Below are 12,867 nucleotides of genomic sequence, written 5' to 3'. Positions count from 1 at the left end.
GGGAATGTCCCGGTTTTTTATTAGAGAGTAAATACGACTGTTACTGATTAGCCGCAGGGCCGCAGCCGCCAATAATTTTAGAGATAGAAATTGCCGGATGCAGCAGGTAATCGTAGCTACAGTTATTTTTTTTGTTTTCGATGTGACCCGTACATGCGGTCAGCGTTGCCAGGATCCCTGCAACAATGGCGATTTTTGCAAACTTAAACATATCAAAGTCCTTGTTGATGATATAACTACAGGAAGGAAATAATTTCATTTCGTATTGTTACGATATCAATTAAAGCAGGCTAACAATAGTCCTGATAAAGACTTTACTTTTTCTGAGGGTATGCGTTCAGGCGAGAATATTTTCGGCAATAAAAAGCCTGACATATATATTGCCAGGCTTTTATTCACTCTCATTATTTATATAAGAATATACTTCAGATACGGCTCGTCTTAATGATGTGAGAACCAGTTAAGCTTATCGCGCAGCGCAACAACATGGCCAATAATAATTAACGACGGGCTGGCAACCTGCCCGGCCAGCTCGCTCAGATCGGAAAGTACACCGCTAACCACGCGCTGTTTTAGCGCGGTCCCATTCTCGACCAGCGCAACCGGCATCGCGGCGGACATACCAAATTTAAGCAAGTTTTGCTGAATATGCGGGGCCTGACTCAGCCCCATGTAAAATACCAGCGTTTGCTTTTCAGCGGCCAGATTTTGCCAGTCCAGTTCACTGTCTGTTTTCAGGTGTCCGGTGACCAGCCGTACGCTTTGAGCATAATCGCGATGAGTCAAAGGAATACCGGCATACGCAGAGCAACCGGAGGCAGCGGTTATTCCCGGCACAACTGAGAAGGGAATATTCGCCTGACACAAAGTTTCCAGCTCCTCACCGCCGCGCCCGAAGATGAACGGATCGCCACCCTTAAGACGCACCACGCGTTTGCCTTTTTGCGCCTCGCGCAGGAGGATCTGGTTAATCTCTTCTTGCGGTACACAATGGTAGCCCGCACGTTTACCCACGAAGACCCGATCTGCATCGCGACGTACCAGATTCATAATCTCATCGGAAACCAGGCGGTCATAAACCACTATGTCCGCCTTCTGGATCTGTTGTAACCCCTTAAGCGTCAGCAGACCGGGATCGCCCGGGCCTGCACCCACCAGCACCACCTCGCCACGATGATCCAGCGGTTCATTCAGCAACTGTTCAGTGGTGGCATTTATTGCCTGACTGTCCTGGTTTGCCAGCGATTGCGCCAGCCTGTCGTTTACAAAGAATTTTTCCCAAAATCGACGACGTTCACTCATGGTCGCGAACTGTTTTTTCACTCGCGAGCGTAGCTGACCGGCATATTTCGCCACTTGTCCCAGATGCTGCGGTAACAGCGATTCCAGTTTTTCACGCAGCAGGCGCGCCAGGACGGGAGATGTGCCACCGGAGGAAACGGCCACCATCAGCGGTGAACGATCAATAATCGATGGCATAATAAAGCTGGCCTGTTTTGGTGCATCAACGACGTTACAGAAAATGCGTCGTGATTCAGCGGCATCGCTGACGCGCTGATTAACGTCAGCATCATCCGTTGCGGCAATCACCAGCCAGCGTTCATCCAGCAGCGTCTCAGTAAACTCACCCTCCGCCAGCGTCAACATTCCCGCCTTTTCCCAGATGATAAATTGCGGCACAAAGTTGAGTGCATTAACGGTAAGCTCTGCGCCTGCCTCCAGCAGCAGACGGGCTTTGCGTTCAGCGACATCACCACCGCCGACGAGCAGACAGGCGCGATGGCGTAATTGGCAGAAAATAGGCAAATGATCCACGGCGTTTCCTTATTTACTGGCTGACGGTTACTTGCGAGTGTGCTGTGGCAGGTGCGGGACGTTCAGCGCGCGGCGTAGCATACCAGTAACCCAGGCCCATAAATACGGCGCCAGAGAAAGTATTACCGAGCGTGACCCACAACAGGTTATGCCCGATACCTGAGAGGGTATAGGCCTCGCTATGATGACCAAACCAGGAGAGGGCAAACAGGGTCATATTAGCCACCGAGTGTTCGTAACCGGAGGCGATAAATGCCAGCAGGCACCACCAGATAGCGAGAAATTTCGCTGCACCTTCAGTACGGATTGCCATCCAGATAGCAAGGCATACCAGCCAGTTACACAATGCGCCTTTGAAAAATAGCACCGATGCCGGGGCAGCGGTTTTGGCCAGCGCAACAGTATGCACCAGACTGGTATCGGCCGGCAGCAGGCTCCCGCCACCCCAATGGTAAAATAACGCGACTAAAACAGAGCCGATTAAGTTGCCAAGCCAGGTTTGCGGCAGAATAGTCCACATCTGACGCTGGCTGATGGTGCCTGCTTTGACGCCGAGCGTCAAAAACATCGTATGGCCGGTAAAGAGCTCAGAGCCAGCAATAATTACCAGCGTGAGTGCGATGCCAAATGTGGCCCCCATCACCAGCGGGCGCACGGCAGGATCCAGCAAATTACCGAGGGTAAATATGAGGATAATCCCCAGCCCCACATAGGCACCCGCCATGGCCGAGCTTATCCAGAAGCCTAAAGGACTATGGCTGTTCAGGCGTGCGATGCGCGCAGCATTTGCCGCACACTTACTAATGGTGTCGGTAAACATATTGATTATCCTGAAATAGTTAAAAATAATAAGTGTGAAACAGCCCTCTCTCTGAGGGAGAGGGCAGCGGTGAGGAGGGACGTCTTACAGCCTGATTTGAATCTCGCCCTCTTTAACGCGCGTATCATAATGTTTGACCGACTGGCTTTCATCTTCCATACACAGCCCGTCACGCAGACGGAAGCGTTGTTTCTTCAGCGGGCTTGCCACCCACAAGTCCTGTTGATGTTCCGCAATCAGGCCGCGTGACAGTACGCTGGCGTTAAAAAAAGGGTCAATATTGCTGATAGCAAACACCTGGTCATCCGCGCGTGGACGGAAAATAGCAACCTGTTCCGATCCCGCTAGTGCGCAGACGCCGGTTGCGGGAATGATGTCATCAAGTTTGCAGATTGTATGCCACTGGCTCATGCGGTCTCCTCCACCAGGGTTACCGGAATACGCTCATATGGGGTGGCCGGGCGATGCTGTTCGCGTTCTGGTACCACCTGGACGTTCGGGTCGCGCTGGTCGCTATTGATAAAGTGTTTAAAACGAACCTGCGCTGCCGGGGTGTTTACCGTCTGCGTCCATTCGCAGATCACCGCCTCACGCAGGCGGGCCATTTCCGCCTCAAGCTGCTGATTAATGTTGAGCTTGTCGTCAATAATCACACTGCGTAAATAGTCGATGCCACCTTCAAGGCTTTCCAGCCAGGAGGCAGTACGGGTCAGCTTATCGGCAGTGCGGATGTAGAACATCATGAAACGGTCGAGATAGTTCAGCAGCGTTTCGCGATCAAGATCGGCCGCCAGCAGATCCGCATGACGTGGTTTCATCCCGCCGTTGCCGCAGACATACAGGTTCCAGCCTTTTTCAGTAGCGATAATGCCTACGTCTTTACCCTGCGCTTCTGCGCATTCGCGGGTACAGCCGGAAACGCCAAATTTCATTTTGTGCGGGGTGCGAATACCTTTATAACGATTTTCCAGCTCAACGCCGAAACCCACGCTGTCGCCAACGCCGTAACGGCACCAGGTGCTGCCGACGCAGGTTTTAGCCATGCGCAGCGCTTTCGCGTATGCATGACCCGTTTCAAAGCCCGCCTCGATTAGCTGACGCCAGATTTCCGGCAGATCGTCTTTCTGCGCGCCGAACAGGCCAATACGCTGTGAACCGGTAATTTTGGTATACAGGTTATATTCGCGCGCGATCCGCCCCACTTCCATCAGGCCTTCCGGGGTAATTTCGCCGCCGGCGGAGCGTGGGATCACCGAATAAGTGCCGTCTTTCTGGATGTTGGCGAGGAAGTTGTCGTTCGTATCCTGCAAAGAGGTATGCTCCGGTTGCAGAATATAGTCATTCCAGCACGAGGCCAGAAGCGATCCGACCGTCGGTTTACATACTTCACAGCCGTAGCCTTTACCGTACTTCTTCAGCAGTTCATCAAACGACGTGATCCCTTCAACGCGGATCAGGTGGTATAGCTCCTGACGGGAAAACGCAAAGTGTTCGCACAGATTATGGTTTACTTCGATACCCTGTTTCGCCAGCTCTGCATTCAGAACCTGAGTCACCAGTGGAATACATCCCCCGCAGCCGGTACCGGCTTTGGTTTCTGCTTTCAGCGCCGCAACGGTGTGGCAGCCCTTATTGATCGCGGAAATTAGCATGCCTTTGGTCACGTCAAAACAGGAGCAAATTTGCGCGCTGTCCGGCAGTTTATCGACGCCGATTGACGGTTTACCGCCTGACGCGTGCGCCGGAAGAATTAGCGCATCCGGATTTTCCGGCAATTCGATGGCGTTGAGTACCAGCTGAAGCAGGTTGCCGAAATCGCTGGTATCGCCAACCAGTACTGCACCAAGCAGCGTTTTGTTATCCGGGCTGACAATAAGCCGTTTGTAAACTTCTTTATTCTCATCAAGATAGACGTAGCTACGTGCACCCGGCGTGCGGCCATGGGCGTCACCAATACCCCCCACGTCCACGCCCAGTAATTTCAGTTTGGCGCTAAGGTCAGCGCCTTCAAACTGATTCGCTTTACCGAGGATATGATCCACGGCCACCTGGGCCATTTTGTAGCCCGGCGCAACCAGACCATATACGCGGTTAGTCCAGCTGGCACATTCACCGATAGCATAAATATCCGGATCGGAAGTCTGGCAGGTATCGTTGATAATGATGCCGCCGCGCTGACCTGTTGCCAGTCCGCACTGGGTCGCCAGTTTGTCACGCGGACGAATACCGGTTGAAAAAACAATAAAATCGACTTCCAGAGCGCTGCCGTCGGTAAAGCGCATGGTTTTACGTGCTTCAACGCCTTCCTGCACGATCTCCTGAGTGTTTTTACTGGTATGAACCCGTACACCCATGCTTTCGATCTTCCGGCGAAGCTGTTCGCCGCCCATCTGATCGAGCTGTTCTGCCATCAGCATTGGCGCAAACTCGATAACGTGTGTTTCGACGCCAAGGTTTTTTAGCGCGCCAGCCGCTTCCAGACCCAGTAAACCACCGCCGACAACGGCGCCGCGTTTACTGCGGCGGGCGCAGGATTCGATAGCATTCAGATCTTCAATGGTCCGGTAAACAAAGCAGTCCTGCGTTTCCGAGCCTTTAATGGGGGGGATCCACGGATAAGAGCCGGTAGCCATGATCAGCTTGTCGTAAAATACGCTACGCCCGGCGCTCGAATGGATCACTTTTTCCTGGCGGTTAATGGTGATGGCTCGTTCGCCAATCAGCACGTTAATGCCATGTTTTTCATAAAAGCCTTCGCGAACCAGCGAAAGTTCTTCAGCGGTATGATGTGAAAAATAAGATGACAGGTGGACGCGGTCGTAGGCGATGCGGGGTTCTTCACAGAAAACGGTAATGTCGAACTGCTCCGCCGGGGCTTTATCAAGAAGATCTTCAATAAAGCGATGGCCGACCATGCCATTACCAATAATTGCGAGTCTGACTTTGCTCATTTTTGCCTCGATTTCTATTCTAATACGTCTACCTTAACGATTCAGCAACTGCACTTATTGATATAAATCAAATTCGCTCATCACTACCCCTTAATGAGTAGATGATTGATTTGACAGTATTTTTATAAGTTACGGAAAAGCCTGGCTTTTCCATTTTGATTAATTTACAGGCAAAGTGTAGGGTTTTTAGACAATGGCGGCTACTCCCCTGGCTAACAGGAAGTACACATTTGGAGGGGGAGAAATAAAACCCCTTTTCAGTGTGAAAAGGGGTGAGCGAGATTACGCTTTGGGAGCAACAGAATGCTGGCGATGACGGGAAACAAAACCCAGCGCCACGCACATGACGAATACTACCGCATAAAGGCCGTTAGCGGTCAGTAGCGCCGCCTGAGGACCGCTGCGCGCAACGATAGGGCCAGTGACGATAAATGTCAGCATGGTACCGATGGTGCCGCAGGTCAGAATGAAGTTAACCAGTTTTGGCGAAGGCAGTTTAGTTTGCTGCGAGCCAAGGGTAATGATGGTGGTGTAGATGGCGCTGGAGAAGAAACCGAGCGACAGAATAAACCATGCCATATGTTCGGGCTGGGCTTTGATGAAGAAATACATCAGGAGCGTCGCCAGAGCTGCAAGAACCACCAGGATACGCTGCAGATCGAAGAAGCGCAGAACAAAGCTGAATACCCACATACCCACCATGTAGGACATCCAGAAATCGCTTACCAGCTTGCTGCCGTCATTGAGGTTCATTCCCAGGGCTTTCGCATATTCGGGCACCCAGGAGATGAAACCAAGTTGGCCGAGGATGTAGCACAGGGCGGCAATAGAAAGGAACAGCACACCAATACCCCATTTTTCACGGGTTACCGGCTGGCTCTCTTTCGGTGCATGTTTACCCAGTGCCGGAAATTCGCAGCCAAAAGTCAGGATAAAAATAGCGACGTAGACCAGGCCGATACAGGCATAGACCCAGTACCATTCAATGCTCCGCGCCAGCAAATAAGCTGCAACCATCGGGAATATCATACCTGCCATACTGAAGAAAGAGTCAGTAAACAGCAGACGTGAACCGCGCTGGCGGCCTTCGTACATCTGTGTAACGAGGAATGTCCCGATAGACATGGTGATCCCGCTTACCAGTCCAAGGACAAACATGGCGGCCGAGAACAACGCAAGGCTGTGACTGAGCATCAGTCCGGCCACGGCGACGACCATGAGTAAAAAGCCGAAACGCAGCTGCGTTTTCAGCGGCACGATTTCCATCAGCCAGGCGTTCAGGAAAATTGAAATCAATATTCCCGCGTTAAGAAAGGTGAAGGTGTTACTCATGCTGGAAACGGGCAGGTTAAAATAGCTGGCGATATCGCCCATCACCACCCCGGTGACGATCACTAACGCACCTGTAAGGGCGTAAGAGAAGAAGCTTATCCATGTGAGCTTAATTCGATTGCTGTTAGTCATGACTGGCCTGTGAATAAATATGTAAAGCGCATTGACTTTGCGCCGGGCGAGTAGATTTTATGCAATTGAGTGATGCATTTAAATGTTTATTACAAAAAGTTTGCATGGATACATTCGTTATCGTGATGTTACTCACACTATATCGGCGCTTATCGATAGAAGAGCGGCCGTTACAACTGTTTCAGCAGCGTAAAATTAAGTAAAAGGCTGGCCTGGGGGGGAAAGCCTCTTTAGAATCAAGCCACTTGCTTTCGTTGCTGCTCCCCGTTAAGGAAATCACATGCTCAAAACCACTCTGGCTGCGGTTGTTACCGTCTTCACCCTCTCCGTTCTCTCTCCGGCCGCGCTGGCTGCAAAGGGCGACCCGCACGTATTATTGACCACGTCGGCGGGAAATATTGAACTGGAGCTGGATAGCCAGAAAGCGCCTGTTTCGGTTAAAAACTTTGTCGATTACGTTAACAGCGGTTTCTATAACAACACCACCTTTCACCGTGTGATCCCGGGCTTTATGGTGCAGGGCGGCGGCTTTAATGAGCAGATGCAGCAGAAAAAACCGAATCCGCCGATCAAAAACGAAGCTGACAATGGTTTGCGCAACACCCGTGGAACCGTTGCTATGGCGCGTACTGCCGACAAAGATAGCGCGACCAGCCAGTTCTTTATTAACGTTGCAGACAACGCTTTCCTCGATCATGGCCAGCGCGATTTTGGCTATGCCGTCTTTGCTAAGGTCGTAAAAGGAATGGATGTTGCGGATAAAATTTCTCAGGCCCAGTCGCACGATGTTGGACCTTATCAGAACGTACCGACCAAACCGATTGTGATCCTGTCGGCGAAAGTTCTACCGTAATCGTCTCTGACGCGGATCGCCCGATCCGCGTCGCGTCCCTGCGTAACCCGAAAATGATGCTTATACTTGAAGCACATAAGGGCACACTTCAGGGAGGTCAGTATGAAAAAGCTCACTGACAAGCAAAAAACCCGTCTCTGGGAAAATCTACGTAATGAAAATTTTCAGGCCAGCCGCCGACTTGAAGGCGTCGATATTCCGCTGCAGTCGCTGACCGCTGAAGATGCAATGGCCCGTCTCGACGAACTCAGGAGGCACCATGAGCGATAAATTCGGTGACGGGCGCGATCCTTATCTTTATCCCGGCATAAATGTGCTGCGCAATCGACTCGGCATTCGCCAGGAAAAACGTCTGGAAGAGGCGGCTTACGAACTGACCGCGCTCCGCGCGGCGACAATCGATCTCGGCCCGCAGACCCGCGGCTTACCGCACCTGTGCGCTATTCATCGCCAGCTTTATCAGGATATTTTTGACTGGGCAGGTCAGCTACGAGAAATTGATATCTATAAGGACGATACCCGTTTTTGTAATTTTCAGTATATCGAAAATGAAGGTAATGCCCTGATGCAGGCCCTTGAAGAGGAAGAGTACCTCGCCGGGCTGGAGAAAGAAGCCTTTATTGCCCGCCTGGCACACTATTATTGCGAAATTAACGTCCTGCATCCCTTCCGTCTCGGTAACGGTCTGGCACAGCGCATTTTCTTCGAGCAGCTGGCCATTCATGCGGGTTACCTGCTCGACTGGCGCAGCATTGACGTTGAGGCCTGGCGGCAGGCGAATCAACGCGGTGCGATGGGCGATCTCGCTCCGCTACAAGCTATTTTTGCTGATGTGGTAAGCGAGGCATAAAGCTTATTAAGACTTCGCACGGTCTGACAGTTGCCGGGCCGTGCGAGTCTGTGAACCCTAATTCCAGTATGACCCGCAATTTGTTAACCTGTCCGCCTCATCCCTTAGCGTTATAAACTATGCTGCTGCTCATCGATAACTACGACTCTTTCACCTGGAACTTATTTCAATATTTCAGCGAGCTGGGCGCGGATGTGCTGGTTCGTCGCAATGACGACATAACCCTGGCAGATATCGCCGGGCTTAATCCGCATAAAATTGTGATCTCTCCCGGACCGTGTACGCCGGATGACGCAGGCATTTCGCTGGATGTTATTCGCCAGTATGCGGGAAAGCGGCCGGTTCTTGGCGTTTGCCTTGGGCATCAGGCTATCGCCCAGGCCTTTGGCGCGACTATCGTCAGGGCTGCTAAAGTGATGCACGGTAAAACATCGCCAGTAAGTCATAACGGCGGCGGCGTCTTTCACGCGCTAAATAATCCCCTAACCGTCACTCGCTATCATTCGTTGGTCATTGATCCGCCGACGCTGCCAGAATGCTTTGAGGTAACCGCCTGGAGCGACACACAGGAAATTATGGCTATCCGCCACCGGGAATGGGATCTGGAAGGAGTACAGTTTCACCCGGAAAGTATTCTTAGCGAGCAGGGGCATCAACTGCTGGCTAATTTTCTGCATCGCTGATTTATAGTTGCCTTTAATTGATTTTTTATGCATATTTTGTGATTATATTATCACATTCGCTTTTGCATAAAGAAGGGTGGGCACGACATGGCAACTGAACAACCGGCAATAACACGCGCAACGTTTGATGACGTTATCCTGCCGATTTATGCACCGGCTGAGTTTATTCCGGTTAAAGGATCAGGGAGCCGGGTATGGGATCAGCAGGGGACAGAGTACATTGATTTTGCTGGTGGCATTGCCGTTACCGCGCTGGGGCACTGCCATCCGGCGCTGGTTGATGCGCTAAAAGCGCAGGGTGAAATGTTGTGGCACACCAGTAACGTATTTACTAACGAGCCGGCACTGCGTCTGGGACGTAAGATTGTTGAGGCCACGTTCGCCGAGCGCGTAGTATTTATGAACTCCGGCACCGAAGCTAATGAAACCGCCTTCAAGCTGGCGCGGCACTATGCCTGCGTTCGCCACAGTCCTTATAAAACGAAGATTATTGCCTTTCATAACGCGTTTCATGGACGTTCACTATTTACCGTCTCTGTCGGTGGTCAGCCAAAATATTCCGACGGCTTTGGACCAAAACCGGCAGATATCATTCATGTTCCATTCAATGATTTACACGCGGTGAAAGCGGTAATGGACGATCATACCTGCGCCGTGGTCGTTGAGCCTATCCAGGGAGAGGGTGGCGTAACGGCGGCAACGCCGGAATTCCTGCAGGGGCTGCGTGAGCTGTGCGATCAGCATCAGGCGCTACTGGTATTTGATGAAGTTCAGTGCGGCATGGGGCGTACCGGCGATTTGTTTGCGTATATGCAGTATGGCGTGACGCCGGACATTCTTACCAGTGCTAAAGCACTGGGCGGCGGCTTCCCAATTAGCGCGATGCTTACCACCCATGAAATTGCCAGCGCCTTTCATGCCGGATCGCACGGCTCGACCTACGGCGGCAATCCGCTGGCCTGCGCCGTGGCAGGGGCCGCATTCGATATCATTAATACGCCTGAGGTGCTGAGCGGCGTTAATGTTAAACGTCAGCGCTTTGTTAATCACCTTCAGCAGATCAATGAAAAATACGCGCTGTTCAGCGACATTCGCGGCATGGGGCTATTAATCGGCGCTGAATTACAAACCCAGCTCAAGGGCCGCGCGCGTGATTTCCTCACTGCTGCCGCTGAAGAGGGCCTGATGGTGCTTAATGCCGGACCGGACGTGCTGCGTTTCGCCCCTTCGCTAGTGGTGGAAGAGGCCGATATTGATGAAGGCATGAAACGGTTTGCACAGGCGGTCGCTAACGTCCTCAACCGTTAGCGCGGCCGAATTTTTTGTTCAGCCAGCTTCCATGATGCGGGCGCTGACGCCATGCTACCGATGAAATAGTATGCATGGTGTTCAGATGGCCGATAATGCGCTCAAGGTGGCGCTCCATGGTGCTTAACGGTCCATGGAGCGCACCGCCGTCCGGCGCTTGCAGAATATTCACATCACCCGTGCTTCCCGGACCTTCCGATTCCAGCCGCTGCTGACAGCGCTGCAGGGCAATTTCACAGGACTGCAGATACTGTACCGCCAGATCCGGCGTCAGCATATTATGCTCCCGCGCCAGCGTGGTCATCGCATTAATGTGCTCGACGATAAACTGACTGTGGGTGACCCACAGCTTCATATCTGCCAGATACTGCGAGTTAAAGCCAGGCTCCTGCATCGCCTGATTTAATGAGTTGAACAGGGTGTTATGCGCCTGGTTTACGCGCATACGCTGATACGCGAGTGTCGGGGCCTGCGGATCGTTGCTTAAAATCAGACGCAGTGCATCCTGGTCGGCTTCCAGCGCTGCCCACGCGTTCTGACGTAACAGACCACTTTGCCACTGCGGCCATAGCCAGACCATACCGCCAAAGGCGATAAGACAGCCGAGCGCGGTATCAATCATACGCGGCAGAATAAACTGCTCGCCGTTAAGGTTAATCAGCTGAAGGGTATATACGGCCGTTACGGTGAAACCGATCGTCGCCCAGCCATAATTTTTTCGCAGGATCAGATAGCTAATCAGGGTGATCAACAGCATTGCACAAAGCGTATAACCGTCAGGCACCTTCAGGTGCAGCGTTACGCCTGCAATCACCAGCCCTACCAGCGTGCCAAGCGCACGATGAAGAATACGCACCCGCGTTGCACCATAGCCGTTTTGCGTCACGAACATGATGGTCATCAGCACCCAGTAGGGTTTAGTGAGATGTAAAACGCTGCCTGCCAGGCTGGCGATACTGAGCATCACGCTAATTCGGGCGGCGGTGCGTAAGGCAGGCGACTTGAATGAGAGGTAGCTTTTGAGCGCCGACCACAGCGGTGGACGACGCTGACGATCGGCCATCAGATCGCGCGGGTAGAGTGGGCGAAGCGTACGCAGCACGCGGGCGATGCGGCTAAAATGCCAGGTGCAAAACTGGCCGACCGGATTATCCGGATTCTGGCGGGCAATTTTTTCCAGCGCCTCAAGCTGCTTGTCCATCGTAAAACGGCCAGAGTAATGATGATAAAGGATATCATCTGCCATCACGCGTAAGCGGGCGGCAATGGTCCGGGCATTCCAGCGGATCACGGCTTCAGCATGACTCTGTTCCACCAGCTTTTGCACCTCTTCCGGCTGGTGGAGGCTAACCGAAATATGCTCCTGTAAATCCAGCGCCATCTGGAACATCCAGCGCAGACGCTTGTAGTTTTCGTGTTTTTTTTCCGACAGCATATACAGCTGCTGATAGCACTGGGTAATTAAATCCACCGTTTTCTGCTGACGTACCAACAGCGGGGGCAGCGCCTTTTCCGGCGCGGTATGCTGGGTCAACAGGCTGTATTTTGCTTCACAATAGTCTGCCAGCTGGCGATAGAGCAGACTTAATGATTCCCGCAACGGCTGTTCGCGCCATAGCCAGAACCAGAACCAGTTAAAGAGTCCATACCAGAGCGTGCCCATGGCATACAGCAGCATTGGCTGCCAGACAGGCACAGAACCGGCAAGGCTCAGGGTAAAGATGGCTGCAATTAAGGATGCCGGAAGCAGGCGGGCATGAAGCGGGCCGATTTCCGCTGTCACGCCGAGTACCATTGCCAGCGCGGTCAGCACCAGCGGCAGCGGCGCACCCTGCGCCAGCAGAAGCTGAACCGCCAGACTACTGCCCGCGAACATCGCGCCGCCGATCGTCAGCCGCTTAAAAAAGCGCTTATGCGGCGTATCAAGACCGGCAATATTACAGCAGGCGGGAACGAGGGAAAAAAGCAGGCCGTACTGAAGCTGGCCGAGCAACAGGCCGATAGCCACGGGCAAACAGAGCACCAGCGTTTGCCGAAGTGCGTAGTTTATTTCCGGGTGATAAATCAGCCTGCGCCACATAGCGATAACAGCATCGGCGCATTACTGGGAATGCGCCGCGTGT

The 12,867-nt window shown here is 52.5% G+C and carries 12 protein-coding genes; 5 read left to right on the top strand and 7 right to left on the bottom strand.

Annotated elements, in window-relative coordinates:
• Window positions 1-40 precede the first annotated feature (40 nt).
• The 6 genes from AC791_RS19520 to tsgA all read right to left on the bottom strand — a co-directional run bounded on the left by AC791_RS19520 (window position 41) and on the right by tsgA (window position 7,050).
• The gene (locus AC791_RS19520) at window positions 41-211 is read right to left on the bottom strand and encodes a YhfL family protein (protein ID WP_072094282.1); all 171 of its coding nucleotides are present in this window, start codon (window positions 209-211) and stop codon (window positions 41-43) included.
• 230 nt (window positions 212-441) lie between these two features.
• Window positions 442-1,815, bottom strand: a complete 1,374-nt coding sequence (cysG, locus tag AC791_RS03495) for a siroheme synthase CysG (RefSeq protein ID WP_049839103.1) — start codon at window positions 1,813-1,815, stop codon at window positions 442-444.
• 13 nt (window positions 1,816-1,828) lie between these two features.
• The gene (gene nirC / locus AC791_RS03490; RefSeq protein WP_049839102.1) at window positions 1,829-2,635 is read right to left on the bottom strand and encodes a nitrite transporter NirC; all 807 of its coding nucleotides are present in this window, start codon (window positions 2,633-2,635) and stop codon (window positions 1,829-1,831) included.
• Window positions 2,636-2,719: 84 nt separating this feature from the next.
• Window positions 2,720-3,046, bottom strand: coding sequence for a nitrite reductase small subunit NirD (gene nirD, locus AC791_RS03485; RefSeq protein WP_049839101.1), 327 nt, complete (start codon window positions 3,044-3,046; stop codon window positions 2,720-2,722).
• Window positions 3,043-5,586 (bottom strand): nitrite reductase large subunit NirB, encoded by a 2,544-nt coding sequence (nirB, locus tag AC791_RS03480; protein ID WP_049839100.1) that lies wholly within the window; start codon window positions 5,584-5,586, stop codon window positions 3,043-3,045. Before nirB ends, nirD begins: the two co-directional genes overlap by 4 nt.
• A gap of 282 nt (window positions 5,587-5,868) precedes the next feature.
• Window positions 5,869-7,050 carry an MFS transporter TsgA gene (gene tsgA, locus AC791_RS03475; RefSeq protein ID WP_049839099.1) on the bottom strand — a complete coding sequence of 394 codons (1,182 nt, stop codon included), beginning with the start codon at window positions 7,048-7,050 and terminating at the stop codon, window positions 5,869-5,871.
• Between the two features lie 280 nt (window positions 7,051-7,330).
• Here tsgA and ppiA point away from each other — a divergent pair, with 280 nt between their 5' ends.
• The 5 genes from ppiA (at window position 7,331) to argD (ending at window position 10,744) form a co-directional block, all read left to right on the top strand.
• Window positions 7,331-7,903: a peptidylprolyl isomerase A gene (gene ppiA / locus AC791_RS03470; RefSeq protein ID WP_049839098.1), complete on the top strand. Its 573-nt coding sequence runs from the start codon at window positions 7,331-7,333 to the stop codon at window positions 7,901-7,903.
• Between the two features lie 102 nt (window positions 7,904-8,005).
• Entirely contained in the window at window positions 8,006-8,173 is a 168-nt protein-coding gene (locus tag AC791_RS19515) for a YhfG family protein (protein ID WP_072094281.1), read from the top strand.
• Window positions 8,163-8,753, top strand: a complete 591-nt coding sequence (locus AC791_RS03465; RefSeq protein WP_049839097.1) for a putative adenosine monophosphate-protein transferase Fic — start codon at window positions 8,163-8,165, stop codon at window positions 8,751-8,753. Before AC791_RS19515 ends, AC791_RS03465 begins: the two co-directional genes overlap by 11 nt.
• A 119-nt stretch (window positions 8,754-8,872) precedes the next feature.
• The gene (pabA, locus tag AC791_RS03460) at window positions 8,873-9,436 is read left to right on the top strand and encodes an aminodeoxychorismate synthase component 2 (protein WP_049839096.1); all 564 of its coding nucleotides are present in this window, start codon (window positions 8,873-8,875) and stop codon (window positions 9,434-9,436) included.
• An 87-nt stretch (window positions 9,437-9,523) separates the two neighbouring features.
• The gene (gene argD / locus AC791_RS03455; RefSeq protein ID WP_049839095.1) at window positions 9,524-10,744 is read left to right on the top strand and encodes a bifunctional acetylornithine/succinyldiaminopimelate transaminase; all 1,221 of its coding nucleotides are present in this window, start codon (window positions 9,524-9,526) and stop codon (window positions 10,742-10,744) included.
• Here the strand turns inward: argD and AC791_RS03450 are convergent.
• On the bottom strand, window positions 10,734-12,824 hold the full coding sequence (locus tag AC791_RS03450) for a YccS/YhfK family putative transporter (protein ID WP_049839094.1): 2,091 nt from the start codon (window positions 12,822-12,824) through the stop codon (window positions 10,734-10,736). The genes argD and AC791_RS03450 overlap by 11 nt on opposite strands.
• Between the last annotated feature and the right edge of the window lie 43 nt (window positions 12,825-12,867).

The sequence above is a fragment of the Klebsiella sp. RIT-PI-d genome (genome assembly GCF_001187865.1).
Classification (GTDB): domain Bacteria; phylum Pseudomonadota; class Gammaproteobacteria; order Enterobacterales; family Enterobacteriaceae; genus Superficieibacter.
Note: the sequence above shows the minus strand (reverse complement) of the source record. Positions and strands in the feature narration are given on the sequence as shown.

Coding starts and splice junctions, on each gene's coding strand:
- AC791_RS03450 (WP_049839094.1), bottom strand. CDS start 12,824: ATGTGGCGCAGGCTGATTTATCACCCGGAAATAAACTACGCACTTCGG.
- nirC (WP_049839102.1), bottom strand. CDS start 2,635: ATGTTTACCGACACCATTAGTAAGTGTGCGGCAAATGCTGCGCGCATC.
- nirD (WP_049839101.1), bottom strand. CDS start 3,046: ATGAGCCAGTGGCATACAATCTGCAAACTTGATGACATCATTCCCGCA.
- argD (WP_049839095.1), top strand. CDS start 9,524: ATGGCAACTGAACAACCGGCAATAACACGCGCAACGTTTGATGACGTT.
- ppiA (WP_049839098.1), top strand. CDS start 7,331: ATGCTCAAAACCACTCTGGCTGCGGTTGTTACCGTCTTCACCCTCTCC.
- AC791_RS19520 (WP_072094282.1), bottom strand. CDS start 211: ATGTTTAAGTTTGCAAAAATCGCCATTGTTGCAGGGATCCTGGCAACG.
- AC791_RS19515 (WP_072094281.1), top strand. CDS start 8,006: ATGAAAAAGCTCACTGACAAGCAAAAAACCCGTCTCTGGGAAAATCTA.
- tsgA (WP_049839099.1), bottom strand. CDS start 7,050: ATGACTAACAGCAATCGAATTAAGCTCACATGGATAAGCTTCTTCTCT.
- pabA (WP_049839096.1), top strand. CDS start 8,873: ATGCTGCTGCTCATCGATAACTACGACTCTTTCACCTGGAACTTATTT.
- AC791_RS03465 (WP_049839097.1), top strand. CDS start 8,163: ATGAGCGATAAATTCGGTGACGGGCGCGATCCTTATCTTTATCCCGGC.
- nirB (WP_049839100.1), bottom strand. CDS start 5,586: ATGAGCAAAGTCAGACTCGCAATTATTGGTAATGGCATGGTCGGCCAT.